This is a genomic window from Sphingobacterium sp. E70, from assembly GCF_019285695.1.
Lineage (GTDB): Bacteria > Bacteroidota > Bacteroidia > Sphingobacteriales > Sphingobacteriaceae > Sphingobacterium > Sphingobacterium detergens.
This window is the reverse complement of the sequence record NZ_CP079104.1, coordinates 2,679,091-2,704,656: the sequence shown is the minus strand read 5'-3', so window position 1 is coordinate 2,704,656 and position 25,566 is coordinate 2,679,091. Positions and strand designations below refer to the sequence as shown.

The following is a 25,566-nucleotide window of genomic DNA, read 5'->3' as shown; positions in this document are numbered from 1 at the left end:
ATCAATTCCGGCATTAACCAAACTTACAGAAAAAAAAGATTTATACTTGCTCATGCCAAAAATCCCTATACTGAGGCTGTAAAAAACTGACGTAACAAAATTGATTTTTTTAAGGAAAGGACTTTGCTTTTTTATTTTATTCGTATTTTTATTTGATAGAACCTAAAAAACGATAAAATCAGAATGAAAAAGGATTTTTGGGGTGTTATTTGCAGGTTTGTTCTGTATTGGCCCCTTGTTCGCTCAATATAAGTCGACCATAAAGAATGAAACCATACTTTACAATAATGTAGATCAGCTGCTTCCTTTGGGTAATCTGGCACAGTTACGTATTGCTGTCGTTGTGCCTCATGCTGAAAAATATGCCGCGTTTACAAGCCAATTGGCACGTTATGCAGCCATTACGCTATTTGGTTTCAGTAAATTTGATGAAGATATCAAATATTATAATACAATTATTGTTGCGGGTAAGGAAGATGATTTGGACGCCGATTGCTTGTCACAGTTAAAGCAGGCTGTACTGAACAATAAAAAGTTGTTCTTTGTCATTTCTTTGAACAAGAACGCAACAAAAGATCATTGTCCGAACATCCCCAATCTGATTTGATCGAATTGTTGGCTCCTTTTACGGAACTTGGTCAACGCAATGCCGCGATGTCTATTTTTGGTGGTGCTGCCATTACTGTAGGAAATGTGAAGACGGCTCAATCGAGACTGCAATACAGTTCAGGTGAAAACTCCAATCTGAATTTGGGTAAATTGACCAAAAAAATTGATGCCATTGCACAAGAAGCTATTGAAAAGCAGGCAACCCCGGTGCAGTTGTGATGATTATCAAAGATGGGCAGGTGCTATTGGAGAAATCCTATGGTTATCATACCTATTCAAAAGACATTCCAACAAAAACAAGTGATATTTTTGATCTGGCCTCAGTCAGTAAAATTGCGGGTACTACACCCGTGATTATGCGATTGACGGAGCGTAATATCATTAATCTCGATAGTACGATGGGGCATTACCTGTGGCAGGCAAAGTATACAAATAAAAAAGATATCAAATTGCGTTCTGTGATGCTGCATGAAGCAGGGTTTACGCCATTTATCCCTTTTATAAATATTTAAAAGCAGGTGATGTTGTTGCCGTACCGGACCAACAACATCAGGTAAAGATGGCTGACAATAGTTATATTCTCAATCATTATTACCGCGATGTGATGTGGCCCGAAATGTTAAAATCGCCTGTTAAGCCAACAGGAAACTATGTCTATAGTGATATTAGCATGTATGTGATGAAGGAGGTTGCCGAACATCAGACGGCCGAACCATTGCAGGATTATGTTCAGGAAAATTTCTATAAACCATTAGGTATGACACATGCAGGATATCTTCCAAGGGAGCGATTTGCGAAGGAACAGATTGTGCCTACCGAGCAGGATACTTCGTTCCGTAAAACATTGTTGGAAGGTTATGTGCATGATCAGGAGCAGCTATGGCCGGCGGTATCGCTGGACATGCCGGCTTATTTGCCACAGCTAATGACCTCGCGATATATGGCCAGCTTTTGCTCAACCGGGGAGAATACGGAGGCGAGCGATATTTTAAGACTGAAACAATCGATCTTTTTACGTCTAAGCAGTCCGCGACAAGCCGAAGAGGATTGGGGTTCGACCGCTGGGATCCAAACCCGAAAAACGAGTATCCCTCTAAATTGGCCAATAGCACTGTCTTTGGGCATACGGGATATACAGGCACCTGTATCTGGGTGGATCCTCAAAACCAATTGATTTATATCTTCCTATCCAATCGCGTGCACCCGCAGGTCAGCACCAAATTGTTGGATCTCAATATCCGTAGCCGGATTCAGGATGCCATTTATGAAACAATTAATGAGGCGAAAAAATGATAGAAAAACTATTGTTGATGGGGCTGGGCATGTTATCTTTAAATAGGTTGGCTTATAGTCAGGATTATAAAAAAGCTCATCAGGATCTGGTTATCGTGGATGGACATAATGATGTAATCTATGAATCAATTTTCGGAGGAAAGGATATTGGTCAGCGATTGAGTACGGGTGCTACGGATTTGCCGCGACTAAAAGAAGGTGGGATCGATGTGCAGGTATTTGCTGTTTGGTCGGATGATGCAAAATGGAAGACCGGAGCCTTTGAGCATGCCAACGCTCAAATAGATGCCCTGGAAAAAATGATTGCTACAAATGCGGAGGATATTGCCTTGGCAAAATCAACCGCAGATATCGATGGCATTCTAAAAACGGGTAAAATTGCTGCGATTATTGGTGTGGAGGGAGGTAATATGATCGAGGGTAGCATAGACAAGCTCATCGAACTTCATAAACGTGGTGCGAAATATTTAACCTTGACCTGGAACTATAATGTGCCATGGGCGAGTTGTGCCGCAATGGAGTCTGGTGCGATGGATTCCAAGGCGAAGGGATTAACTGACCACGGGAAAGCGATTGTCCGAAAAATGAATGAACTTGGCATGCTGGTCGATCTCTCCCACGGTGGTGAGCAGACCTTTATGATGTCCTTGCGGTTTCCAGTAAGCCAATATTGGTGTCTCACAGTAATGCTTATCGTTTATGTCCACATTTCCGCAACCTGAAAGACGAACAATTGATGCCCTGAAGAAAAATGGCGGTGTGATCGGTGTCAACTTTTACTCTGGTTTTTTAGATCCCGAGTATGAGACACGATTAAAGAGAATCTATACACAGCAATTTGGTAAGAATGCCGATACCGCATTGAGTACCTGGAAGATGTATGATAAATTGCCCATAGATGTTAGGTATGAAGTCGATGCACCAATGTCCAAACTATTGGACCATATTGATTATCTCGTCAAGAAAGTAGGGATTGAACATGTTGCCGTTGGATCGGATTTTGATGGCATCGAATCTGCTCCCCAAGGATTAGAAGATGTTTCTAAATTTCCTTTATTGACAAAAGGACTTTTAGAAAGAGGTTACGACAAAGCAGATATCGCTAAAATCATGGGACAGAATTTTCTACGGATTTTAAAAGAAAACGAAGGGTAAAGTAAAGGATAGAAATTTGTAATTTCGTAGAATGGCAAAAACAAAATCAGCATATTTCTGTCAAAACTGTGGCTATGAGGCTCCCAAATGGATGGGACAGTGTCCTTCGTGTAAACAATGGAATAGTTTCGTGGAGGAAGTGGTCGAAAAGTCAAGCTCAAAAGTTCCTGAATGGCGAAGCACCACAACAACAGGGAATACAAAGCGGGCAAACAAAGCAGCTATTATTCATGAGATTGTATATCAGGATGAATCGCGTATCTTGACTCCAGATCAGGAGTTTAATCGGGTGTTGGGAGGGGGAATCGTCCCGGGTCCCTGGTTTTGATAGGAGGTGAACCCGGAATTGGAAAATCCACATTGATGCTTCAGCTGGCTTTGTCCATTCCACAGGTCAAGACCCTCTATATTTCCGGAGAGGAGAGTGAGCAGCAAATCAAGATGCGGGCCGAGCGATTGTCACAATCCTCCAAAGCCAATTGTTATATTCTGACAGAAACATCTACACAAAATATTTTCAAGCAGATCGAGACAGTACAACCTAATGTCATTGTCATAGATTCCATCCAAACCTTGCATTCAGCGCAGATTGAATCGGCACCAGGGTCGGTTTCCCAAGTGCGGGAATGTACAGCCGAATTACTACGGTTTGCCAAAGAAACCAGCACCCCAGTATTTATTGTAGGCCATATTACCAAAGATGGTTCCATTGCAGGACCGAAAGTCTTGGAGCATATGGTTGATACCGTACTCCAATTTGAGGGTGACCGCCATCACGTCTATCGTATATTGCGTGCGGTAAAAAATAGGTTTGGCTCCGCGTCTGAATTAGGTATATATGAAATGCAGGGTTCCGGATTGCGGAGGTGTCGAATCCGTCCGAAATTATGATTTCACAACGCGATGAGCCCGTGAGCGGTGTTTCCATTGCGGCTATGCTAGAGGGGATGCGTCCAATGATGATTGAAGTTCAGGCTTTGGTGAGCAATTCCGCATTTGGAACTGCCCAACGCTCATCTACAGGTTATGATACAAAACGATTAAACATGTTGTTGGCTGTATTGGAAAAGCGATTTGGTTTTCGGTTAAGCGCGCAGGATGTATTTTTGAATATTGCCGGAGGACTTCGCGTTGAAGACCCAGCCATCGATCTGGCAGTTATCGTGGCTATTATTTCGTCACAACAAGATATTCCGATAAAGACCAGCCTGACCTTTGCTGGCGAAGTAGGTTTATCCGGAGAGATCAGAGCTGTCAACCGGATTGAACAACGTATTCAAGAAGCTGAGAAGTTGGGCTTTGATGGGATCTTTATTTCCAAGTTTAATACCAAAGGATTGGATGCCAAGAAATATAATATTGCCATTAGACCAGTAGCTAAATTGGAAGACCTGTTTAGCGCCTTATTTGGCTAATATAGCATAAGAACCATATTAAAAAAACAGGTGCCCGAATTTTCGGACACCTGTTTTTTTCTTTAATATTTCTTCTATTTCCCTATAGCCTCATGGCTAACATTCCTTCTTACTTTAATACTTCTTTTAGCTTGGCACGTAAAGCATCACCATGTAAATTCTTCGCAATGATTTTTCCATTCGGGTCAATCAACACATTTTGGGGATAGATTTCACCGCGTATAATGTACCAACATCATTTTGCCAACGTTTTAAGTCAGAAACATGTTTCCAATGTAGCTTATCTGTGTGAATGGCCTTGATCCAAGAGTTGCGGTCTTTGTCAAAGGATATACCCAGGATTTCAAAGTTGTCTCCTTTGAATTGTTCGTAAGTTTTACAAGATCTGGACTTTCAACGCGACAGTCTGGACACCATGAAGCCCAAAAATCAAGTAATACATATTTACCTTTGAAATCGGATAGTTGTACAGGGGTGCCTGTTGTATCATTTTGTGTAAAAGCAGGCGCAACTTTGCCGATCTGAACAGTCTCTAGCGCATTCAGATATTCCTGAAACTCTTTTCCTTCATTGGAATTCTTTACATTGCCACTCAAGGTGTTATAAAGCGCCTGTAACTCGGTATAGACAGGGTCGTAGCCGCCTACACGACGCAAATCAACTAAAGTTGAGATGGAATCCGGTGTTGCTTTTACGCGGGCGATATATTCCTGTTTGGTCAATTCTTTTTCTGGGCTAAACCAAAGAACGGAAGAACCAAAAAAGTAGTGTGATGTATTTTATCATGTTGCTATTCTTGTATATATTTACAAATATAAGAAAATCCACTAATTTGGTAGATTAATAAAATGTCAAAAAATGAACTTCAACCTAATAGCTAAACTTCCACATGTCGGTACATCGATCTTTACCAAGATGACCACGCTTGCCAATGAGGAGCAGGCGCTGAATCTGTCACAGGGTTTTCCAGACTTTGAGACAGACCCCAAGCTTGTACAATTGGTCTCTGCCGCAATGGAAAAAGGGCACAACCAATACGCACCAATGATCGGTGCACAAAGCCTACGGGAGACGATCGTAAATAAATACAAGGCGGTATATGCCGTGGATATAGATCCGACTGAAGAACTCACGGTTACAGCCGGGGAACACAGGCCATCTTTACGGCTATAGCAACAGTCGTCAGCCAGGGAGATGAAGTAATTATATTCGAACCGGCATACGATAGTTATGCCCCAACGATTGAATTGTTTGGCGGTAAGGTTGTTCCAGTTCGATTATTGGCACCAGATTTTCAAATTGACTGGGATTATGTGGCTACACTCATCAACGAAAAAACGCGATTGGTGATTATCAATAATCCGAATAATCCTACTGGAAAAGTACTCGGAAAAGAGGATCTAAATAAACTTGGGGTGCTATTAGCGGGAACAAACACCCTGTTATTAAGCGACGAAGTTTATGAACATCTCGTTTTTGATGGCGTTTCACCGCAATCTGTTTTAAGTATACCGAGCTTGCGTGAACGGAGTTTTGTTGTTGCTTCCTTCGGAAAGCTGTTGCATACCACGGGATGGAAGATCGGCTACTGTGTTGCGCCAGTTCTATTGATGCGCGAATTTCGGAAAATCCATCAGTTTAATGTATTCAGTGTTAATACACCTATGCAGATCGCAATTGCCGAATATTTGAGAGATATTGTTTATGTGGAGAGTCTTGCTGGTTTCTTTGCGAAGAAGAGAGACTTACTCAAAAATGGATTGGCGCCGTCTCGCTTCAAGATTCTCCTTGTGAAGGGACCTATTTTCTTAATCTCGATTATAGTGCCATTAGTCAGGAGAAGGAGTTTGATTTTGCCTGCTATTTGACAAAACATCACAAAATAGCGACGATTCCGCTCTCTGCCTTTATAAACAAGCTACAGATCAGCAAGTTTTACGTGTTTGTTTTGCTAAGCAGGATGATACTTTGTTAAAAGCAGTAGCGATTTTAAACGAAATATAGTGGGATTTCTATGCTAAAATAAGGGCTAAAAGGATTTATTTAAAATATTGTTAAGAATAAGCCACTTTATTAAAATTTTACTTCAACTTAACTCACTAATTTCATAAATTTGTAATTCACGTTTATCAATATATCCATAAAATGGCTAGATTAAATTTATTGGAAGAAACACGCTTCGAAAAAGTCCCCGTAAGCGTCTATCCAGATCAAAATTCAGCTTCGAAAAACGTTGCAAATCGTATTGCTGAAATTATTCGTGCAAAGCAGGAGAAAGGTGAAAAAGCTGTTCTAGGTCTTGCTACTGGTGCTACACCGGTGAAAGTTTATCAAGAATTGATTCGCTTGCACAAAGAAGAAGGTTTAAGCTTTAAGAACGTGATTACCTTCAATCTTGACGAATATTACCCTATGCAACCTGATGCCGATCAGAGCTATGTGACCTTTATGAACAAGAATTTGTTTGATCACGTAGACATTGATAAGGCGAATGTAAATATTCCTGATGGTACCCTGGCTCCGGATCAAGTCAATGCGTTTTGTGAAGCATACGAACAAAAGATTACTGCTGCTGGCGGTTTAGATATTCAATTATTAGGTATCGGTCGTACAGGCCATATTGGATTTAATGAGCCGGGTTCTGCTCCAAACTCTGGTACCCGTATTGTAACCTTGGACGACTTGACACGTCGGGATGCATCACGTGCCTTTGGTGGTAAAGAAAATGTGCCAAGAAAAGCCATCACGATGGGCGTAGGTACAATTTTCAAAGCACGCGAGATTATCTTGATGGCTTGGACTGAAACGAAAGCCGAGATCATTAAGAAAGCGGTTGAGGGCGAGATTTCGTCAGAGATTCCTGCAACCTATCTTCAACTATCGGATAATGTCGAATTCATCTTAGATGAGGCAGCAGCATCCTTGTTGACACGTTTTGACCTTCCATGGTTGGCAGAAGATGTTACCTGGACGCCAACATTGATCAAAAAAGCTGTTGTTTGGTTAGCACTGGAAATCAATAAGCCGATTTTAAAACTTACAGATGAAGATTACAATGCGCATGGTATGGCCAAGCTGGTTACAGAAACTGGCCCTGCTTATAACATTAATATCCGAATCTTTAATGAGCTTCAACATACAATTACTGGATGGCCGGGAGGTAAGCCGAACGTAGACGATTCACAGCGTCCAGAGCGCGCGAATCCGGCTAAGAAAAACGTGATCGTATTTTCGCCACACCCTGATGATGATGTGATCTCTATGGGTGGAACATTTATCCGTCTGGCTGACCAAGGGCACAATGTGCATGTTGCTTACCAGACTTGTGGTAATACGGCTGTATGGGATGATGATGTGGTACGTTACCTGGAGTTTGCTGAAGATTTAGCAAATCAAATTGGTGCAAATACAGAGGCAGCTCAAATCAATCAGATTTATGATGAAGAAAGAGCAATCTTTGCGACTAAAAAACCAAATCAGATCGATACCGAACTTGTTCGCAAAATAAAGGCATTGATCCGTAAAGGAGAAGCTATTGCCGGAGCTCGTTTAGTCGGGTTGCCAGATGAAAATATCCATTTCCAAGATCTACCATTCTACGATAGACAAAAATTTGCAAAGGATGTATCGTTTGAAGATGATATCCAACAAACGATGGAATTGTTGCGTCAGGTAAAACCGCACCAAGTATTCGCAGCAGGAGATTTTGCAGATCCACATGGTACGCATAAAGTATGTTTCGATATTTTGTTTGAAGCTTTGAGAAGATTGAGCAAAACTGACGAGTGGACAAAAGACTGTTGGTTGTGGTTGTATAGAGGTGCATGGCATGAATATCCGATCCATGAGATCGAAATGGCCGTTCCATTATCTCCACAAGGTATATCGCAAGCGTTTAGCGATCTTCAAACATCAATCCCAAAAAGATCTACCTGTATTCCCAGGTGATGATCCACGTGAATTCTGGGTACGTGCTGAAGACCGTACGAGCGATACCGCAGCAATGTATGACCGATTAGGTCTTGCAAACTATGAAGCGATAGAAGCTTTTGTAAGATGGAAATTTGACTAAAATAGTCTGAATTAATATAGGAAAGCTCTGAATCTTAATTGGTTCAGAGCTTTTTTGTTTTTAGTTGTTATAGCAAGCAAAATTTTTATACCTTTGCTTAACTATTTAGATTAATTAAAAATAATTACCCAAGATTATTAACATGGACAAACACTTACTTGCACTTGCCTCTACATTTTTAATCGGAAGCGCTGTATACGGTCAAACTTCAGGAATCGTAAAAGGAAAGGTTGTAGATGCAAACAACAACCCATTAAGCTCAGTAACCGTTTCAATCGGTGATAAAACAGTACGGACAGACCATAAAGGTCATTTCAGGCTTCAGGGTATCAATCAGAATGCAATCATTCGTTTTACTTATCTAGGTTATCAGGCGACATCGGTTGATTATGTTTTTAGTTCCACTAGCCGTGAGGTCGTCATGAAACCGGTGGTGTTAGTAGGCAATGAGCAAGCCATCGATGAGGTGGAAGTGTTTGGTGAGCGAAATAAAAAGCCGAAGGGGCTTGAGATGATTACCCGTATGCCGTTAAAACCTTCCGATCAGATTCAGAGTATATCGGTGATATCCAATAAAGTAATTCAAGATCAGGGTATATTGACATTGACTGATGCTGTTAGAAATATTCCGGGTGTTACACTATTTGGTTCTTACGGTGGCGTCAAAGAATCCCTATCTACACGGGGTTTCAGGGGTGTACCAGTTTTGAAAAATGGTGTACGTATGGACTCGCAGTTTCAGACAGCTTCTGGCGTCGTTGATATGCAAGGGGTGGAGTCTATCCAGATGATCAAAGGATCTGCAGCGGTGACGCAAGGTGTTATTACTGACCTCGGGAATGCCGGTGGGGTGATTAACGTCGTGACAAAAACGCCTAATTTTACAAACTCTGGTGAGGTTGGGGTACGTGTGGGAAGCTGGGGGCAGTTTCGGCCGACATTCGATTTTCAGACCGTATTAGACAAAAAAGAGACTGTCGCTTTTCGTATGGATGGTGCCTATGAAAGAAATGATAGTTTCAGAAAAGGGCTTTCAGCCAACCGTGTCTATCTGAACCCATCACTGGCCTGGAAACCTACTGAGAGAACAACGATCACATTGGAAGGAGACTATTTCAACGATAACCGTACCCCGGTAAATTCGGCGGTTAACTTAAACCCTTCGCAGAGTATTAATGCTTTATATGTCATACCCAATAATAAATTCTTAGGTATGAATTCTGATAATGTTAACACAGAGATGAAGAGCTTTATGGGGCAGATCAATCATGAATTGAGCGATCGTTGGAGTATTCGCGCCTCAATAGCGACCTCATCTTACCAGGTCGATAACTTGACAACATCGGCGACTCTGATAGAGGACAAAGAGGAAAAGTTCAATACCTTTTCGCGGAAGATGAGTAAGAGCTTAAGAGATGATAAGAATAAGACATTTCAGTTTGATCTGATTGGAAAAGATCTTTATACAGGTAAGGTAAAGCATTTGGTACAGGCGGGAGTTGACTATCGTATCGCCGATGCAACAACAACTTCGTTTGGTACCAAATTGAGTTTGTTGGACAGTAAAGTTCCTTGTCAAAGCCTGATCAGGCAGCTTTAGCCGGTGGTATAATTGACGTGATTGATATTCATGGCGATTGGGCCAACGATTTGACCCAAGTATCTTATGTGGATTCATTGGGGAATAATCAGATAGGAAAGAAGGTGGCTTTTGAGGCTAAAACTCCTGTTAGAAATTACTATTCTTCTGTTGGCTTTATGGCGCAGGATGTTATTGAATTCAATAAATACATTAAGGCAGTATTGGGTTTGCGTTACTCTGAGATGACGACGAAGGATTTTATATCAAACGGAAATAAGAGGGTATCAGCTTGGAATCCGATGGCAGGTGTTATCGTAACGCCTTTCGAGAATTTCAATGTATTCGGATCTTATACGAACTCAACCAGTCTCAGAAGTGCAGCCAATCCAATGGTTGATGGGACCAAGGCGGGTGCTTCAACTACCGAACAATTCGAAGGGGGATTAAATCAGATTGGTTGGATAATAGACTGCGTTTCAATTTAACTTATTTCCATATTTATACATCTGACCTAACGAATGCGGAATATAATGAGGCGAATCAACCGACAGGTCTTTATTTTAAAGCGGGTGATTTAGTCCGGGATGGTATCGAAGCTGAATTAAACGGTCGTGTGTTGGAAAATCTAACGGTTATGTTGGGCTATGCATATTTAGATGCCCGATATAAAAATTCTCCATCCTACATGAATGGCTCTGCTCCAATGAATGCGCCAAAGCATACGGCCAATGCTTGGGTGCAATATGTCTTTAATCAAGGTGCTTTAAGAAATCTGAGCTTAAGTGCCGGAGTGTATTATGTGGGCGATCGTCCAGTAAATGAGTATAGTCTAACACCGCAAGGCCACGGTGAATATTATGGCGAAAAACCATTCAATATGCCAGCTTATACAACTTTAAATGCACAGGTGGGGTATAAATGGCGGAGGTTTGATGCAAAAGTTTTTGTTAACAATATCACCAATGAGATTGGCTTGAATTCGTATTTTAGAGGCGGTTTTATCAATCAGATCGACCCTAGAAATGCTGCCGTGTCATTAAGCTATAAGTTTTAAGCAGAACGCATTTAATCGTGAGTGCAAGTAAAAGGGATGATTTCTATTCGAAATCATCCCTTTTTCCATTTCAGGATTGCTTTAGTTTATAGATTCACCTATGAGCTTTAAGTTGCCTGATAACCCTGTTTTATTGAGATCATGCAGTTTGATTTTTAATAAGCAATAACCTCTCCGGATCTACCTTTGGCATCAAAGACTTTGAATAGGTATTTCTTGCCCGTTTGATAAGGAATTGCACCACTTGCTTCTTTTGATTTCAACGTCGGTGTGCTTCCATTGTCCGTATAATATACTTTGAACCCTGGATAATCGGTGTTGATAAGGAGTTGGTTGCCCTCTTTTTAATACCAAGCTTCGGAAGGCGATAGGTGTAACCCCATCAATAATATCCAGTTTCTTCAATTCATCCTCTCCTAATTTTTTAATAAAGGCTGTGTAGGATTTACGATAGCTTGCTTCGTCATACGAGTTCCCTTTTTCCCAGTCTTGTTCTTGCGCCCAGGCACGATCGGCAATAGCAATTAATCGAGGGAATATCATCTCTTCAAGGCGTTGATCTGTCGATACTTTTTCGGCCCAGAGTGCACCCTTAATGCCGAGCAGATTTTTCTTTCCTTCAGTAGTAAGCTGCTCTTTGTTGGTATAAGCTTCTTTTACAAGATCTTTTCCAGTATCATCTTTACGAAGATTGATAAAGAAGTTTTCCGGTGAGAAAGAATAGGTTCTGTTCAGGTTTACAGTACCTACCCAGCTATGGCCTGGATCTGCAAAGTCGCGGTCCCAAGACATATCCAGGTAGTTGTTTGCCGCGCTGGTATAGACAACTTTATAGCCTGCATTTGCTAAGCGGTAAGCTAAATCCTCCTGTCCTTGACCCGGAAGGTTATTCCATACATTGAGATGGATGCCGGATTTGCCCAATTCAGCATTAACTTCCATTCCTTTCCCTTTATTGCGCATGCCCATCTCTTCCCATCCAGACATCGTCAAACCCTTATCTTGAACGAGCTTGTTAATTTTGGCGATATATATCGGCCAAACATCAAGTACATTACTGATATTATTATCCTTCATGAATGCAAGGATTTTTGGTGATTTTTCCCAGACACCACTCGGTGTCTCATCTCCTCCCAAATCGATAATTTTCAACGGTACTCCAGCTTTTTCATGAATCGTTTTGATTTCATCGACCACTTTGCTCAGGAAATGATATGTTGAAGGTAGGGCAGGGTTCATCACATTGTCGTTCCAGTTTTGTGCGGAGTTATAGATCGATTTGTCATCCGCGTCATCCAACAGGAATTCTTCTGCTTTCTGTTTGTCGCCCGCCTTTGTAAAATGAGCAAAGCGTGCACGCATTGCTTTGATCGCAGCACGGGCATGCCCCGGTGTTTCTACTTCAGGTATCACATCGATATGCCTTGCTTTAGCATATTGTAATATTTCGATATAATCAGCTACGGTGTAGAATTGATGCGCTTTTGCAGTTGCACCAGAGCCGTAAGCAGGTTGAATTCCTTTGCCGTCTTCAAAATTAGCGGTACGGTTGGCCCCCACTGCAGTCAGTTCCGGTAAGGATGGAATTTCCAATCGCCAACCTTCATCGTCAATAAAGTGGAAATGGAATTTATTTAATTTGTAGGCAGCCATCAGATCCAAAATGCGCAGCACCTCTGCCTTGCTATGAAAATTACGGGCCGCATCCAACATAAATCCACGGTAGCCATAACGAGGACTATCTTCTATTTTTGTGTAAGGTAAGGCAATTGATTTGCTCGATTTATTCCATTGTTGATGATTAATCAAGGATTTCAAAGACTGTATGGCATAAAATGCACCGGCCTTATCCGCTGCTTCTATACGGATACCTTTTGCATCGATGTTTAGTCGATAAGATTCAGGTTTCAGATCGTTTGCTTTGACGATAACAACAGCATCTTGTTTTTCAGAGCTAGTTGACAACTTGATACCTGCGTATTTGTTTAGGAAATCTGTCAGAAAGCTTGCTTCGGAAGAGAATTCACTGGCGATAAATACTTTTGTACTAGTCGATATATTGAACTTTGTATTATTGTCAATACTAATATTGCTGGGTAGGGGATAATGGCCTGCGCCTCTATACCCTCGGTAAGTTTATTTTGGTCATATTTATAAGACCAATAATCCGCTTTTTCAGCATCGGATTGAGGTGCTGTTTTCACCGCAGTGTAGTTCTGAATATCTGTTGAAAGCCCAGTTTTGCTATTTTTATGTACAAACCGATTGGCCCGTCGGTATAATTGACGAGTCCTGTTGTGATGAAATCAATATGGATGGTGTCCTGTGATTTTAATAAAAATTGTTTTTCTTAAAGCTTACCTGAAATAGATCGCCATTCCTGTGGTCAATGGCAAATCTTTTATCTACTTTATCAGGATCAATGGATCTGATAAAATTAAACCAGAGGCTCCAATCATTGAGCTGTATCGCGCTTTTACCCTTATTTTTTAGAATGATTGTTGAGACAGGATTTTTGCGGATGTTCTGGCCATCCTTGACCTGCCAGGTGAGTTGCAGCTGTTCTGCAATTGAGCTCGGTTTTTGAGCATATGCTGCTTGGCTCAAAAGTGCCATGCCAAGACCCACATAAAGTAGAGGATTTTTAATTTTTTAAAATTAGTCATGTTGGTTACTTTTTCAATGAGTCTAAATATAGCTATTTTAGAGGGTTTAAGATCTATTTTGAAAAAATGAATAAAAATTTCGATAAAATTTTGACGGATTTAGAAAACTTTCTATATTTGCACACCGAAACAGAAAACGGCCCGTTCGTCTAGGGTTAGGACGCAAGATTTTCATTCTTGAAACAGGGTTCGATTCCCCTACGGGCTACGAGTGGGCAAATCAAGTTTTTACTTGATTTGCCTTTTTTGACCTCTTCAGCTACTTTGTTCACATATCCCAATTTGTATTTTTACGATTTGTTCATCTGTTAGATTTGGTTTTAGCTTTTCATCATAGATTTATCAACACGATTTTTTTAACATATAACTCCTGTTTATAATATACAGGAATTATATGTTAAAATCCCTTTGCACCCTAATTAGTGATTCTCTAACAATTGTATTAAGGAGATAATGCTTTTTTGATCTATTTCTCCCAAAAATCCAATTCAGCAATGGCCAAAGTCTTTTTGTTGCCAGCAATAGTCGTTGCCTTAATCTGAATATATCTGGCAGAGACCTGTTTTTTAAAATAGTGTAACCTTGGTGTTGGATCATTTATGAGATTGCCAAATTCAAAGTTTTCTATGGTCTCCCAGTTTTTGCCATCGTTACTGACTTGTATAATACCTCTTTCCATCATGCCATCTATTTTTTTTCTTTTGGAGGGGTATAAACAAAGGCGTTTAAGTGTTTTTCCATCCCTAAATCTATAGCGATTTGCTTTTTATCCTCAATTAAGGAAAGCCAATAGTTTTCTTTGTTAGCATCGAATGCCATTGATGCATTATTTGTGCTGGCTTCACTACTTACATTTAACAACTTCCAGTTTTCTTGATCAAACCGAATGTTTCCGAGGCTACACTGCCCTTATCCTGATGTGAAATAGCAATGGCTTTAATCTTGTTATTATTAATTAGAACAGGACCTGTATATTTTTTTGATGATATACTAGGTTCTGTGCCGTCTGTAGTATAATAAATCTCAGTTCCTCTGCTTAGATTTTCTGCGGCATTCTGTCCATGGGGTTTCCATCCAAATACATGTATTTTGGGCGATATAGTCAATAGTCCATTAATATCTCTATCGAGCTGTAGCTGAGGAGGTTTTTCATGGTAATAATGCGCTTTAATTGTTGCAATGGCTGGTGATGCTCTAGAGGAAAGTACTTTAAGCCTGAACTTTGAAGCCCGGACCTCCGGAAAACGTAGGATACGCTTATAACCGATATTTGTCGCTGAAGCTACTTTTTGCCACTTATTCGATAGCCAGGCTTCAAGTACGTGTTCCTCTACTCGTTCACCATGAGAAGCTATTGCTTCCTGTAGAACAATTCTATTTATGGTAATTGGGTTTCTAGTGGTGATTTCTATTCTTTTCTCAGCTTTATTCAATAAAACATACGTATTTGGGTTATTATCTAGTACCTGTTTATTACCCTTAGCATTAGCAAATAAATTTTTATCATAGGTTTCTCTAATTCTTTTACCTACTTCAGTCAGTACTTTTACATCTTCAGCGGAGAATTTACCCGCTCTGTTTGGAGGGATGTTTAATAAAAATGTAGAGTTGCCTCCGACAGCTCTCTCATAGATATCAAACACATCATCTGAACTACGTACTTTTTGTTTTTCATCATCGCGGTAAAACCATCCTTCACGTATTGAGGTATTTGTTTCTGCTTGCTGGTAGTGTAAATATTTCCCTTTATATAAATCGTCCCTGCTACCTAAAGATTCTTGAGTTAGGTCCGGAAAATTGGTCGCAGTGTTAGGATTCTCGGGGTAAGGAATTATGTTCCACTCAGTACTTCGTGTTGCACCGGCCTCATTACCACACCAACGGATGTCTTCTCTACCGAAAATAACAGCCTTTGGTGCCAAGGTATGGATCAGTTGCTTCCATGCCGCATAGTTATATTTCTGGCCACCTTTTGTTTTTGGATGGGCGCCGTCGAACCAAACTTCATCAATCTGTCCATACTCCGTTAAAAGTTCAAATAGTTGGTTAAGGAAATATTCATTATAATCATCAACTTCAAATTCAAACCTAGTTTTGTTCGTAAAAGGCTTTCCGCTGATCTGACGTGGAATGCTACGTTTGGTGATTTTACTTAAATTTCCATATAAACCAGTAGGGCTTTCTATCTGGAAAAGGTCTGCCGGCGATAAATAAACGCCTAGTTTTAAACCATTTTTTTTACAAGAGGCTGATAGTTTTTTAGAATATCACCCTTACCATTTTCGAAATCTGTAGACATGATGCCATGATTGGTATAGCGGCTTTGCCAAAGTACAAACCCATCATGATGTTTAACGGTCATAATAACCATCTTCATCCCCGCAGCTTTTATAGCCTGGCACCACTGATCAGTATGAAGTTCCTTTAAATCGAAAATTTTAGGGTCTTCTTTTCCATTTCCCCATTCCATCTGCGTAAATGTATTCGGGCCAAAGTGTATAAAGGCAATAAATTCATTTTTTAGAGCCGCAAATTGATTCTTTGTTGGTACCACATGTGCTGCTTTAGCTATAATAGTAGCCTTGGTGTCATTTTCAAAAACAGGGATTGTATTTTGCGGCTTTATTATATTGCTTTGCGCAGATGCATTTAAATAAAATAAGAGCCCTATTAATATATTGATAATTCTTCTTTTCATTTTAAGTTGATTTTTTTATGTAAAATGCGGTTAAATTTAAGTGTCTGACAGCAGCTGATAACAGCTACAATTTGTGTTGCATTTTCTGTCTCAATAGCAATAAATCATCCGTATATTCATCTGCGTAATTTATTATAAATATGTAGGTTATTCTAACTGTCTTAATATGTCATTTGGAGTAGCTTTAAAATCAAATGTTGATTTATTTTTGTGTTCAGTGATTTGCACCGAAAAATCATAGCTTTTCTCTTTTTCGAACAATTGACTAGTTTTAAGCGATTTTACTATACTTTTATATTTTCCTATAGCTGGAATATAGTCTTCTGCCAGCAGCTTTTTCTGCCCATCAATAGTGGCATACAATTGTACTTTACTTGACTTTGATGCGATTAATCCAAAGTTCTCTATTGTTATTTTTGCTACAGTTTGTTGTGCAGTGGTTTCAAAAGTTGGTCTTCTCGCACTTAAAATAGCGTCATTATAGTTAACCCAGGGTACTCGGGTATAGCCAAAAAGTATTTTGCCAGAACGGTATTTACCAAGCAACTTTGGGGCAAAATCATCCTTTTCTAACTCAAGGCCGTTTATGTTGAAGGTCAAAATCAAGTCTTTCCCAGATTTTTTTGTCTCAGTTACGCTGGCACCTCTCCCGAAATTTACTGCCGTAGATGATCCAAAACGAAGCGAATTAACATCTATTTCAGTTTGTGGGTCAAAACCATCTTCTGCTTTTATCTTAATTTTTATGCTTTTTGTTTTTGGATCTGGGAAACTTTGATTGATCATTGTAATCAAGACACCGGGGTTCAAAGGAATTACAATGGCCTTGGAGCTATGGTTGTCATTGGCCAAATCTTTATCTTTTTCGATGTCAACTACAGCAAAATTCGCTTGGATGGCTCTTCCATGTTTATCTTGAAAAACCCGCATCCTTTCATATTTAAACCAGTTTTCTACATATCCATCTTCGTGAAAGGAAATACCAGGGACGTAGGCTTCACCAGCTTCTGTAACCCAGTTAATTCCATCTTTTGAACGAAGATAGTAAGCAATGCGACCTAGCCAATCATTTACAATTAAATTGTACTGAATATTATCCTTCCATATTACAGGATCTTCAAACTCTCCTTCTATATCTGGGTAAGCCCTTTTGTTTGAGATCTGATTATAAGTTGATATACCAGTTTTACTGATCCAACTACCACCGCCACGACATATCATGAGATAAGACCCATCCTCTCGCTGCGCAAAGGTAAGATTGGAAAGTCCTTCTATAATTGGCCGATCTCTTTCGTCGAATTTAAACTTTCCTTCAACCCATGGTCCATTTTCATTATTGGCGATATAATTTTTATCAATAGCGTACAATACTAATCTTCCATCCTTTAGTGTAAAGGCATCTACATTATGTCCATAGCCAATGGTATCTTTAATTTTGAAGGGGCCAAAAGAACTTTTACTGACAGCATGATAAATAATAGATTTTGGCCATTCGTGATGGCCTTTCGGGGCACTCTCACGCCAACCGGCAACGTACATGTGATACAAATCATCCGTGCCTGAAATAATATCAGCACACCAATAAGACCTTTGGCGGTCTTCAATTCCGTTATCCACATATCGTGGTAGTATATTTTTCCGCCCCAGCTATCATCACTTAGTTTCCCTTTGGGCATGGGTAAAAATCGATCTTTAAAAGCAGCTCCTTTTACTAATTGGCTCCAGTTTGAGGGACGTGGTCTATCAATTATTTGTGCATTAACTTCACTGGTAGTTATGACAACCAACAATAGGTATAATAGTTTTTTCATTATCCGTTTATATTAAGTATTGGTAAAAGCCGACATCGAATATACTCCCAGTGAATGAAAATGTCAAACTTAGCATCTTTAAACCATTCTGGTGTCTGATTTTTTTCAAAGATTCCCAATTAACCTGATAAGATTGTTGTGCTTTTGCCGGAGTTGTTAAACAAATCAATAACAAAAGGAATAATAAATAATTCATAATTTAAATATGGTTAGAAAGATATTTTTTATTTCCAATCAATCTCTAGTGAAGAGAGGAGTGATTAGCAAATCATCAAAAGCGTCAATTTTGTGTTTGATTATACAATAATATAAATTTGGAAATCGATTTCCAAATTTATATTATTGTATACATAGTGTATTGTTGGAAGCTCAATCAAAAATTACTTTTTTAGAACAGCTTTACTTTCTTTTGGAACTATTTCTGACAATAAGTTCACTTTGAATGATTAATCTTTCTCCTCTGCCCTTATTCCCTCCATTTTTCAAAAAAAATTAAAATATAGATTAGCAGTATGCCTACCTAGCGATTTACTATGTTGATCTATAGAGGATAAGCTGGGGGTGGTCAGTGCGGTAAAAAATTCGTTTGCATAACCAATAATTCCTAACTGGTCCGGCACAGAAATCCCTAATTGTTTTGCTGCCCGCAATACACCTAAAGATTGATGATCAGAGGTAACAAAAAAGCATCGGGCGGTTCGGTCGTCGAAAGTAGTTTGACGGCTGTCTTGAAAGCGTTTTCCTCATCAAGTACATCAGAAACAACAAGATCATCTATTAAAACTAATCCATTATCTCTTATTGCATTACAATAACCTTGCTTGCGGTCCTGGTAGATTGAGATGTGATCAGGGCCACCCAAAAAAGCAATGCGACTATACCCTTCTTTAAGCAGTTGTTTAACAGCGCTGTAGGAGTCCTGTGTATTGTTGTTGGTGACACTATATCCTTTTGTACACTCCGATCCTTGATTATATTCGATAGATCTATCAAACTGGATTAGACCAATGTCATGATGAATAATTTCTTCGAGATATTTTGGGGACTGTGTTTCTAAACTAATTGAAATAAAGATGCAGTCTACATTTTGTCGAATCAATGTTTCAATTGCCAAGCCCTCTTTTTTAAAGGATTCATGCGATTGGCAGATAATTAGGCTATGATTATGCTCAAAACATACTTCTTCAATACCAGCGATGGCATCTGAGAAAAAACTTTGATTAATATGAGGCACTATAACACCAATAGTCTTAGAAGAGCCTTGTCTTAGATTAGCAGCTGAAGAATTGTGTTTGTAATTGAGTTCTGCTGCTTTTTCCTCACCATTTCGACAATATCCTTATTAACAGATGGGTAGTTATTTAGAGCTCGGGATACATAAGAAGCTGTGATACCCAGTTCTGTTGCTATATCATATATTGTTACTCTTTTTTACTCATTATTATCAAATTTGACACAAGGTATCCAATTTTCAGTCATATAAAAAAATAAGTATGTATTTATTTGGAAATCGATTTCAAACATTTATTTTTGATCAGAATAACTGAATAATAACAGCAAACGATAATAAATACATTGAGAAAGTGTACTTACTATTGCGCATAAATGCAATTAATGTTTGTTTGCAAGATTAAACCGCTAAAATGACAACAAAATCAAATAATCCTCCTGGTATGGTAGTTTGCATTCTTTTCGTATGCGCAATTGTGTATCACCTGAGCTTTTTGATATCATTTTTAAAGAACTCTTTTACGTTGAATATTGTTAAGACAGCTATCATAGGTTCCAGAATAATACAAAATATGGATATAACTGCGTGCGGGCTGTGTCAGGGGCAAATGAAATAGCACTAGTTTTCAAAAATTATTGAATCTTATAAAGACTAAATTATAAATGAATATTTCAAAATCTTTTATTTGTCCACCAATATTGTGCTATAGTGTGAAATTACGATGACAGCGTTAAATTTACCAAAGGTTATATTAGGGACTAGTTGTCTAGGAAATCTCTACGTTGCACTCCCATACGAGATTAAGTGTGCGATTGTATCAGCATATATCAAAGGTAGCAATCCTGATGAACCCGCTTTTTTGATACTGCTGGCAAGTATGGGGCTGGTTTGGCGCTAGAATGCCTTGGAAAGTGTCTGAGAGATCTTAAAATTGAATCATCGGCAGTATCTATCAGTAACAAACTTGGCTGGCTAAGAACAGAACTTACCGGCACTGAACCAACGTTCGAAAATGATGTTTGGAAAGAATTAAAATATGATGCGGTTCAGAAAATCAGCTATGATGGCATTTTAGAATGTTATGAACAGGGAATATGCTATTGCAAAGCTATCAGGCTAACTCTGTATCTGTACATGATCCTGATGAATACCTGGCATCGGACGCTAAAGGAGACAGCCAAAGATATCAGGATATTATGAATGCCTATGTGGCATTGAAGGAACTAAAAGCTGCAGGCAAAGTAAATTCCATTGGTGTTGGCGCAAAGAACTGGCAAGTTATAGCAAGGATTTGCCAGGATATTCAACCCGATTGGATAATGATTGCGAATAGCATGACTGTACACAGTCACCCAAAAGATTTACTCGGTTTCATTAAAAGAATGAAGTTTCAGGGGTCCATGTGATTAACTCAGCAGTTTTTAATGCTGGTTTTTTAATTGGTGGAAGCCACTACAATTACAGGTATGTCGATCAAAAACACCGGCGGGCAAAAGGTTACACCTTTGGCGCGAGCGTTTTTTAAAGCATGTGCATCTTACAATCTTACTCCAGCAGCAGTGTGTGCAAAATTTGGGATAGCTGCTTCGGGAATAAGTAGTATCGCTTTAAGCGCGAGTTCTCTCGAGCATATTGAACAGAACATTGGTTTGATCCATACCTACATACCTAAAAGTTTTTGGCATCATCTATATCAGGAAAATTTGATTAGCGAGGAAGGTTTAAATATGACGTTTGGCTTTTAGTATATGAATAAGTGTCAAAAAAATAAATTATGAAAACTTTAATTTGTACAGGACCACAAAAACTAGCATACAAAGACGGCACAATGCCAAAAGCCAAAGCTGATTTTGCGATTATAAAAATCCATCGCATCGGGGTTTGCGGCACCGATTTACATGCATTTGAAGGAACGCAACCCTTTTTACTTATCCCCGCATTTTGGGGCACGAGATTTCTGGTGAACTGATCGATACTGGCGGTAATCAAAACTTTGAAGTGGGGAGCCTGTGACATTTATCCCTTACATCAATTGTGAAAACTGCATTGCCTGCTTAAGTAAAAAGCCTAATTGTTGCATCAATATAAAAGTCTGCGGAGTGCATACTGATGGAGGAATGGCGGAGTTTATACAGATTCCTGCACGTTTGTTGGTAAAGGGATGTGGCTTAAGTTTTGATGAACTGGCTTTGATAGAGCCTTTGGCTATAGGCGCCCATAGCCTTCGTAGAGCCCAGATAAAGCCGGGTGAGTTTGTCCTTGTAGTCGGAGCGGGTCCAATAGGACTTGGTATTATTGAACTCGCCAGAATTGCTGGCGCTCAAGTAATTGCGTTAGATGTCAACAACAATCGTTTAAATTTCTGTAGTGAAAAATTAAATCTAAGACACATCATAAATGCAAACAATGAAAATGTAGCCGATAGATTAGCTGAAATTACTGCTGGTGATATGCCTACACTGGTGATAGATGCTACCGGCAACCAAAAAGCGATTAACAATTCTTTTTATTACATGGCACACGGTGGCAGATATGTATTGGTTGGCTTACAAAAGGGTGAATTGATGGTGAGTCATCCGGAATTCCATAAACGCGAAGGGACCCTCATGAGCAGTCGAAATGCAACTATAGAAGATTTTGATCATGTAATAAACTGTATGAAAAAGCGATTGATCAACCCCGAATATTATATTACACAGGGTATTTTTGATGAAGTAAAAACTAAGTTTAAAAGTTGGCTCGACCCATCATCATCGGTAATAAAAGCGATGATATCCATTCGTTGATTTAAGTTAATCATAATTTAGTCCCCATAAAATACCGCATAATATAAATTAATATATTCTATTGAAAACCTTGAATAACCCAAAGGGACTATCAGTACGATCAAAGTAAAAAGTAGTTTATGAAAACAGAGTGATAGTTATACGCAATCATGACATTCAAAATAGCGTGTACAATTTGAATAATAACCATTTTGGTGAGGACTAAGTATAGGTAAAAAGAAAACAAAAGCTTTTGGTATTAAAGAAATAGCGTGATGAATTTAGATAAACAACATTTAGCGGGTATTGACAATCAGGAAATTGAAGTTCCCAAGGAGTCAATATTTACTATGCCGGAACGGGTCATACAATTTGGAACAGGAGCACTCTTACGTGGCCTGCCTGATGATTATATCCATCAGGCCAATCAAAAAGGAATATTTAATGGCCGTATAGTTGTTGTCAAATCAACACGCACTGGAAATACAACTGCATTTGACAATCAGAATGGGCTCTATACTTTGATTACGAGGGGCTGGAGAAAGGAAAAATTAAAGAATTGAAGTGTATTAATGCTTCAATCTCCAGGGTGTTGTCTGCCCATGATTCGTGGGAAGAGATACTTACAACAGCGACTTCTCCTTTGATAAGCATTCTGATTTCAAATACAACTGAAGCTGGACTGTTGGAATTGGGAGGAGCTATTGATGACAGTCCCCGGTAAGCTTTGCGGCAAAGGTGACAGCTTATTTATATCATCGATTTTCCTATTTTAATGGCGATAACTCTAAAGGTCTTGTCATCATTCCTACGGAGTTAGTTTCAGATAATGCTAAAGTACTAAAGCGTAACATCGTCTGGATGGCGGAACAGCAAAAATTAAGCAAAGATTTTATTGATTGGATTGACAAGGCCAATTACTTTTGCAACTCGCTGGTAGATCGTATTGTTCCCGGTAAGGTCTCTGAAGAGGTACTTTCCTATACTGATCAACTTGCAATTATGGCCGAACCGTATAAATTATGGGCTATTGAATCAGATAATCAGGATGTTAAGAATATTTTGAGTTTTGCATTGATTGATAGCACTGTGAAGATAGTTCCCAGCATAGCGCAATATCGAGAATTGAAACTGCGTCTGCTTAATGCTCCGCATATCTTATGTTGTGGTATTGCGCTCTTGTCCAATACAGAATTTGTTAAGGACTTCTTTAATAATGAGATCTTAGACCGTTATATTCAATATTTACTTTTTAAAGAGATAAGTCCAATAGTTGAGCAATCAGGGATCAGTCATGAACTTATTCAACCATTTGGTGAGGCAGTTATTGATCGTTTTAAGAACCCATTTTTATTACACAAATGGCAGTCCATCGCATTTCAGTATACGGCCAAACTTAACATGCGCGTGTGTCCTTTAATTGAACAATGGTATAGTAAACAATCAGAACCACCGATTGGTATTGCTATTGGCCTAGCTGCATACATACTTGTCATATGCAATCAAGCCACAACAGAACCTTCATTTCAAGATGACGCCAGCTTAATAATATCAAGACACCAGGAGTATTCCGATTTTACAACAAGGATATTATCCGATCCTAAGATCTGGGATAAACCACTTCATAATTATCCAGGTCTCACTTCAATAGTTCATACAATAGTTACTCATATAGAGCGGCAAGGTATATTGGCAACCATAAATTATTTTTATAGACTAACCAAAAGTGTCTTTTAATCTAGGATAGATTACAGATTAATTGATTAATTTTTTCATTGATATTTCAGATGGTCTTTTAATTGACAAATAAACAAGACTCCCGAATTTAGGCATTTCCCAGATTCGGGAGTCTTGCAGAGCTATTGTCTATTAGAATTTAAAACAGGAAACATTTCCTGCGAAATCAGCGATATAAATAAAATCGCCATCTACTGTGATTTCTGAAAAAATAGGAGCACCCAGATTAAATTTAGAGAGTAGCTTCCCTTGCTTGTTGAGTGCATAGAAGTAACCATCCGAAGCCCCGAAAAAGAGCTTTCCTTTGGCTTCAGTTACCGATGACTCTACGGTTCCAACCAATTTATGTTGGTCAGGACTACTGTAAGGGAGGTGTATACCAGTGCCTCGCCAGTGGAAAAATGCCATTTCTCTTCTAAAGTCTGAGGGTCGTATGCTTTTATTCCGTTTGTGGATGTCGGCATGACCAATAGGTCCTCAATAATTTTGGGCGAGGCCATGACTTTGAAATCATCTGTTTTGATGCTTTTTTGTGCGATTTCGCCAGTCTTTAAGTTTAGCTTAAATATACCATTGAGCCCCGTTGTATACAGATAACCGTCTTTTGCTGTAACGCCGCCGTCTAAAACGTAGCCCATCTTCCTGACGTTTCCAAAGTAGCTTTCCCGTTTGGATATCATATGCACATAAGGCATTCCAATTGTATCCCGCCAATAAGGTTTGATCTACGACCGATAGCTCTGCTGGAGTCGCTTCCCCGCCCGATGGATCGACACCTTCCCAAAGCACTTTTCCGGTATGGATGTCAATTGCTGACATACGTTTGCCCAGGCCTGCATAATAAATTCCGTTGTCAAGTGCTGGACCAGATACGAATGTAGGAAGACTTGGATTGGATGGTTTTTTTGTCCACAGGATTTTGCCTGTGTTTGCATCGATGGCATATACATTTGTTTCGACGTCAGTTGCGAGCAATATTCCGTCGCTGTAGCGCAGCTTATGTTTGATAGAATTGATTGTTGGCAATGACCACAGCGTTTTGCCGGTGCGTTTATCTAGTGCTATAATGGAATGATTAGTCCCAATACCATCGTCCATCGTCGCAACGAAAAGTTTATCTCCAACAATCAGCGGACTGGTTTTCCAGATGTTTCCGTTTACAGCAGCAGACCATTGTAGTTTCATGGTGCTTTCTGCGCGGTCCACCAAATTAAAAGACTGTTTTTTAATGCTTGTTCACCATTTTCATACTGGATGGTAATAAGGGCATCGTATTGTCCTTTTGTTTACCCAAAGGTACTTTTGCTTGCCATAACCAATCGCCAGAAGGAGACAGCTGAACATTGGCTAGACGTTTACCGGTTTCATGGGCATAGATTTCCATGACCACCTTTAGTATTTGTCGCTCACTGTCATAAGCACTGACCACGATTGGAAGAGTTTCTAGCATATTTATTTGCTGGTCAGCGGTCGGATGT

The 25,566-nt window shown here is 39.5% G+C and carries 29 protein-coding genes, 1 tRNA gene and 8 pseudogenes; 21 read left to right on the top strand and 17 right to left on the bottom strand.

The window, feature by feature from the left end; translation table 11 throughout:
* Positions 1-202 precede the first annotated feature (202 nt).
* From KUH03_RS19290 to radA, 7 genes and pseudogenes are all read left to right on the top strand, one after another.
* On the top strand, positions 203-607 hold the full coding sequence (locus tag KUH03_RS19290) for a hypothetical protein (protein ID WP_257095861.1): 405 nt from the start codon (positions 203-205) through the stop codon (positions 605-607).
* Complete coding sequence (locus KUH03_RS19285) at positions 604-828, top strand: hypothetical protein (RefSeq protein ID WP_257095859.1); 225 nt, start codon at positions 604-606, stop codon at positions 826-828. Before KUH03_RS19290 ends, KUH03_RS19285 begins: the two co-directional genes overlap by 4 nt.
* On the top strand, positions 828-1,121 hold the full coding sequence (locus tag KUH03_RS19280; RefSeq protein ID WP_257095857.1) for a serine hydrolase: 294 nt from the start codon (positions 828-830) through the stop codon (positions 1,119-1,121). Before KUH03_RS19285 ends, KUH03_RS19280 begins: the two co-directional genes overlap by 1 nt.
* A gap of 47 nt (positions 1,122-1,168) precedes the next feature.
* A pseudogene (locus KUH03_RS46200) lies at positions 1,169-1,342 on the top strand (hypothetical protein); the annotation flags it as partial.
* Positions 1,343-1,488: 146 nt separating this feature from the next.
* Positions 1,489-1,902, top strand: coding sequence for a serine hydrolase (locus KUH03_RS19270; RefSeq protein WP_257097131.1), 414 nt, complete (start codon positions 1,489-1,491; stop codon positions 1,900-1,902).
* Positions 1,899-3,057: pseudogene (locus tag KUH03_RS48825) on the top strand (dipeptidase). Before KUH03_RS19270 ends, KUH03_RS48825 begins: the two are co-directional and overlap by 4 nt.
* Before the next feature lie 31 nt (positions 3,058-3,088).
* Positions 3,089-4,472: pseudogene (radA, locus tag KUH03_RS19255) on the top strand (DNA repair protein RadA).
* Between the two features lie 189 nt (positions 4,473-4,661).
* Here the strand turns inward: radA and KUH03_RS19250 are convergent.
* A complete protein-coding gene (locus KUH03_RS19250; protein ID WP_257097129.1) occupies positions 4,662-4,805 on the bottom strand; it encodes a hypothetical protein in 144 nt (47 codons plus the stop codon).
* 65 nt (positions 4,806-4,870) lie between these two features.
* Positions 4,871-5,068 (bottom strand): annotated as a pseudogene (locus tag KUH03_RS19245) (TlpA family protein disulfide reductase); the annotation flags it as partial.
* 262 nt (positions 5,069-5,330) lie between these two features.
* Here KUH03_RS19245 and KUH03_RS46195 point away from each other — a divergent pair.
* From KUH03_RS46195 to KUH03_RS48820, 5 genes and pseudogenes are all read left to right on the top strand, one after another.
* Positions 5,331-5,645, top strand: a complete 315-nt coding sequence (locus KUH03_RS46195) for a hypothetical protein (protein ID WP_306429643.1) — start codon at positions 5,331-5,333, stop codon at positions 5,643-5,645.
* Positions 5,630-6,340, top strand: a complete 711-nt coding sequence (locus KUH03_RS46190; protein WP_306429765.1) for an aminotransferase class I/II-fold pyridoxal phosphate-dependent enzyme — start codon at positions 5,630-5,632, stop codon at positions 6,338-6,340. Before KUH03_RS46195 ends, KUH03_RS46190 begins: the two co-directional genes overlap by 16 nt.
* A 277-nt stretch (positions 6,341-6,617) precedes the next feature.
* Positions 6,618-8,420, top strand: coding sequence for a glucosamine-6-phosphate deaminase (gene nagB, locus KUH03_RS19235; protein WP_373564761.1), 1,803 nt, complete (start codon positions 6,618-6,620; stop codon positions 8,418-8,420).
* A 266-nt stretch (positions 8,421-8,686) separates the two neighbouring features.
* Complete coding sequence (locus KUH03_RS19230) at positions 8,687-10,144, top strand: TonB-dependent receptor (RefSeq protein ID WP_257095853.1); 1,458 nt, start codon at positions 8,687-8,689, stop codon at positions 10,142-10,144.
* A 17-nt stretch (positions 10,145-10,161) separates the two neighbouring features.
* Positions 10,162-11,180, top strand: a pseudogene (locus tag KUH03_RS48820) (TonB-dependent siderophore receptor).
* 155 nt (positions 11,181-11,335) lie between these two features.
* On the opposite strand, the gene KUH03_RS48815 reads toward KUH03_RS48820, so the two are convergent.
* From KUH03_RS48815 to KUH03_RS19205, 4 genes and pseudogenes are all read right to left on the bottom strand, one after another.
* Positions 11,336-11,503 (bottom strand): chitobiase/beta-hexosaminidase C-terminal domain-containing protein, encoded by a 168-nt coding sequence (locus tag KUH03_RS48815; RefSeq protein ID WP_373564830.1) that lies wholly within the window; start codon positions 11,501-11,503, stop codon positions 11,336-11,338.
* Positions 11,504-11,687: 184 nt separating this feature from the next.
* Positions 11,688-13,238, bottom strand: a pseudogene (locus KUH03_RS19215) (family 20 glycosylhydrolase); the annotation flags it as partial.
* A complete protein-coding gene (locus tag KUH03_RS19210; RefSeq protein WP_257095847.1) occupies positions 13,178-13,384 on the bottom strand; it encodes a hypothetical protein in 207 nt (68 codons plus the stop codon). The pseudogene KUH03_RS19215 and the gene KUH03_RS19210, both read right to left, overlap by 61 nt.
* A gap of 127 nt (positions 13,385-13,511) precedes the next feature.
* Positions 13,512-13,808 (bottom strand): carbohydate-binding domain-containing protein, encoded by a 297-nt coding sequence (locus tag KUH03_RS19205; RefSeq protein WP_257095844.1) that lies wholly within the window; start codon positions 13,806-13,808, stop codon positions 13,512-13,514.
* Between the two features lie 176 nt (positions 13,809-13,984).
* On the opposite strand from KUH03_RS19205, the gene KUH03_RS19200 reads away from it, so the two are divergent.
* Positions 13,985-14,054, top strand: a tRNA-Glu gene (locus KUH03_RS19200).
* A gap of 258 nt (positions 14,055-14,312) precedes the next feature.
* On the opposite strand, the gene KUH03_RS19195 is transcribed toward KUH03_RS19200, so the two are convergent.
* The 7 genes and pseudogenes from KUH03_RS19195 to KUH03_RS19170 form a co-directional block, all read right to left on the bottom strand.
* Complete coding sequence (locus KUH03_RS19195) at positions 14,313-14,528, bottom strand: discoidin domain-containing protein (protein WP_257095842.1); 216 nt, start codon at positions 14,526-14,528, stop codon at positions 14,313-14,315.
* A gap of 5 nt (positions 14,529-14,533) precedes the next feature.
* Positions 14,534-14,707: a discoidin domain-containing protein gene (locus KUH03_RS19190; RefSeq protein ID WP_257095840.1), complete on the bottom strand. Its 174-nt coding sequence runs from the start codon at positions 14,705-14,707 to the stop codon at positions 14,534-14,536.
* Positions 14,701-14,952: an FN3 associated domain-containing protein gene (locus KUH03_RS19185; RefSeq protein WP_257097117.1), complete on the bottom strand. Its 252-nt coding sequence runs from the start codon at positions 14,950-14,952 to the stop codon at positions 14,701-14,703. Before KUH03_RS19185 ends, KUH03_RS19190 begins: the two co-directional genes overlap by 7 nt.
* 477 nt (positions 14,953-15,429) lie before the next feature.
* Positions 15,430-16,316: pseudogene (locus tag KUH03_RS19180) on the bottom strand (alpha-L-fucosidase); the annotation flags it as partial.
* 375 nt (positions 16,317-16,691) lie between these two features.
* On the bottom strand, positions 16,692-18,161 hold the full coding sequence (locus tag KUH03_RS19175; protein ID WP_257095838.1) for a glycoside hydrolase family protein: 1,470 nt from the start codon (positions 18,159-18,161) through the stop codon (positions 16,692-16,694).
* A 676-nt stretch (positions 18,162-18,837) separates the two neighbouring features.
* Positions 18,838-19,005: a substrate-binding domain-containing protein gene (locus tag KUH03_RS48810; protein ID WP_373564760.1), complete on the bottom strand. Its 168-nt coding sequence runs from the start codon at positions 19,003-19,005 to the stop codon at positions 18,838-18,840.
* A gap of 5 nt (positions 19,006-19,010) precedes the next feature.
* Positions 19,011-19,601, bottom strand: a complete 591-nt coding sequence (locus tag KUH03_RS19170) for a substrate-binding domain-containing protein (protein WP_257097115.1) — start codon at positions 19,599-19,601, stop codon at positions 19,011-19,013.
* A gap of 1,085 nt (positions 19,602-20,686) precedes the next feature.
* Between KUH03_RS19170 and KUH03_RS48805 the strand changes: the two genes are divergently transcribed.
* The 8 genes and pseudogenes from KUH03_RS48805 to KUH03_RS19135 all read left to right on the top strand — a co-directional run bounded on the left by KUH03_RS48805 (position 20,687) and on the right by KUH03_RS19135 (position 24,088).
* Positions 20,687-20,992 (top strand): aldo/keto reductase, encoded by a 306-nt coding sequence (locus KUH03_RS48805; protein ID WP_373564759.1) that lies wholly within the window; start codon positions 20,687-20,689, stop codon positions 20,990-20,992.
* A gap of 36 nt (positions 20,993-21,028) precedes the next feature.
* Entirely contained in the window at positions 21,029-21,331 is a 303-nt protein-coding gene (locus KUH03_RS48800; protein ID WP_373564757.1) for a hypothetical protein, read from the top strand.
* Between the two features lie 29 nt (positions 21,332-21,360).
* Positions 21,361-21,555, top strand: a complete 195-nt coding sequence (locus KUH03_RS19160) for an alcohol dehydrogenase catalytic domain-containing protein (RefSeq protein ID WP_257095837.1) — start codon at positions 21,361-21,363, stop codon at positions 21,553-21,555.
* A gap of 40 nt (positions 21,556-21,595) precedes the next feature.
* Positions 21,596-21,685 (top strand): annotated as a pseudogene (locus KUH03_RS19155) (hypothetical protein); the annotation flags it as partial.
* Positions 21,686-22,372 (top strand): zinc-binding dehydrogenase, encoded by a 687-nt coding sequence (locus KUH03_RS19150; RefSeq protein WP_257097113.1) that lies wholly within the window; start codon positions 21,686-21,688, stop codon positions 22,370-22,372.
* Between the two features lie 254 nt (positions 22,373-22,626).
* On the top strand, positions 22,627-22,914 hold the full coding sequence (locus tag KUH03_RS19145) for a hypothetical protein (protein WP_257095835.1): 288 nt from the start codon (positions 22,627-22,629) through the stop codon (positions 22,912-22,914).
* Complete coding sequence (locus KUH03_RS19140) at positions 22,911-23,075, top strand: hypothetical protein (protein WP_257095834.1); 165 nt, start codon at positions 22,911-22,913, stop codon at positions 23,073-23,075. The genes KUH03_RS19145 and KUH03_RS19140 overlap by 4 nt, the downstream gene beginning before the upstream one ends.
* A gap of 14 nt (positions 23,076-23,089) precedes the next feature.
* Positions 23,090-24,088, top strand: coding sequence for a hypothetical protein (locus KUH03_RS19135; protein WP_257095832.1), 999 nt, complete (start codon positions 23,090-23,092; stop codon positions 24,086-24,088).
* 132 nt (positions 24,089-24,220) lie between these two features.
* Here the strand turns inward: KUH03_RS19135 and KUH03_RS19130 are convergent, their stop codons facing one another.
* Genes KUH03_RS19130 through KUH03_RS19115 form a run of 4 tightly spaced genes read right to left on the bottom strand, consistent with a single transcriptional unit; the run spans position 24,221 to position 25,538 of the window.
* Entirely contained in the window at positions 24,221-24,430 is a 210-nt protein-coding gene (locus KUH03_RS19130; RefSeq protein ID WP_257095830.1) for a PQQ-binding-like beta-propeller repeat protein, read from the bottom strand.
* Complete coding sequence (locus KUH03_RS19125; RefSeq protein ID WP_257095827.1) at positions 24,415-24,726, bottom strand: hypothetical protein; 312 nt, start codon at positions 24,724-24,726, stop codon at positions 24,415-24,417. Before KUH03_RS19125 ends, KUH03_RS19130 begins: the two co-directional genes overlap by 16 nt.
* Complete coding sequence (locus tag KUH03_RS19120; protein WP_257095825.1) at positions 24,650-25,273, bottom strand: PQQ-binding-like beta-propeller repeat protein; 624 nt, start codon at positions 25,271-25,273, stop codon at positions 24,650-24,652. Before KUH03_RS19120 ends, KUH03_RS19125 begins: the two co-directional genes overlap by 77 nt.
* Positions 25,274-25,313: 40 nt before the next feature.
* Positions 25,314-25,538 (bottom strand): hypothetical protein, encoded by a 225-nt coding sequence (locus KUH03_RS19115; RefSeq protein WP_257095824.1) that lies wholly within the window; start codon positions 25,536-25,538, stop codon positions 25,314-25,316.
* Positions 25,539-25,566: the final 28 nt, after the last annotated feature.

Bases quoted from the DNA above. Each gene is read 5' to 3' on its own strand.
- KUH03_RS19120 (WP_257095825.1), bottom strand. From the start codon at position 25,273: ATGAAACTACAATGGTCTGCTGCTGTAAACGGAAACATCTGGAAAACC.
- nagB (WP_373564761.1), top strand. From the start codon at position 6,618: ATGGCTAGATTAAATTTATTGGAAGAAACACGCTTCGAAAAAGTCCCC.
- KUH03_RS46195 (WP_306429643.1), top strand. From the start codon at position 5,331: ATGAACTTCAACCTAATAGCTAAACTTCCACATGTCGGTACATCGATC.
- KUH03_RS19115 (WP_257095824.1), bottom strand. From the start codon at position 25,538: ATGCTAGAAACTCTTCCAATCGTGGTCAGTGCTTATGACAGTGAGCGA.
- KUH03_RS19195 (WP_257095842.1), bottom strand. From the start codon at position 14,528: ATGATGGAAAGAGGTATTATACAAGTCAGTAACGATGGCAAAAACTGG.
- KUH03_RS19145 (WP_257095835.1), top strand. From the start codon at position 22,627: ATGAATTTAGATAAACAACATTTAGCGGGTATTGACAATCAGGAAATT.
- KUH03_RS19125 (WP_257095827.1), bottom strand. From the start codon at position 24,726: ATGGGCTACGTTTTAGACGGCGGCGTTACAGCAAAAGACGGTTATCTG.
- KUH03_RS19280 (WP_257095857.1), top strand. From the start codon at position 828: ATGATTATCAAAGATGGGCAGGTGCTATTGGAGAAATCCTATGGTTAT.
- KUH03_RS19270 (WP_257097131.1), top strand. From the start codon at position 1,489: ATGGCCGGCGGTATCGCTGGACATGCCGGCTTATTTGCCACAGCTAAT.
- KUH03_RS19160 (WP_257095837.1), top strand. From the start codon at position 21,361: ATGAAAACTTTAATTTGTACAGGACCACAAAAACTAGCATACAAAGAC.
- KUH03_RS19230 (WP_257095853.1), top strand. From the start codon at position 8,687: ATGGACAAACACTTACTTGCACTTGCCTCTACATTTTTAATCGGAAGC.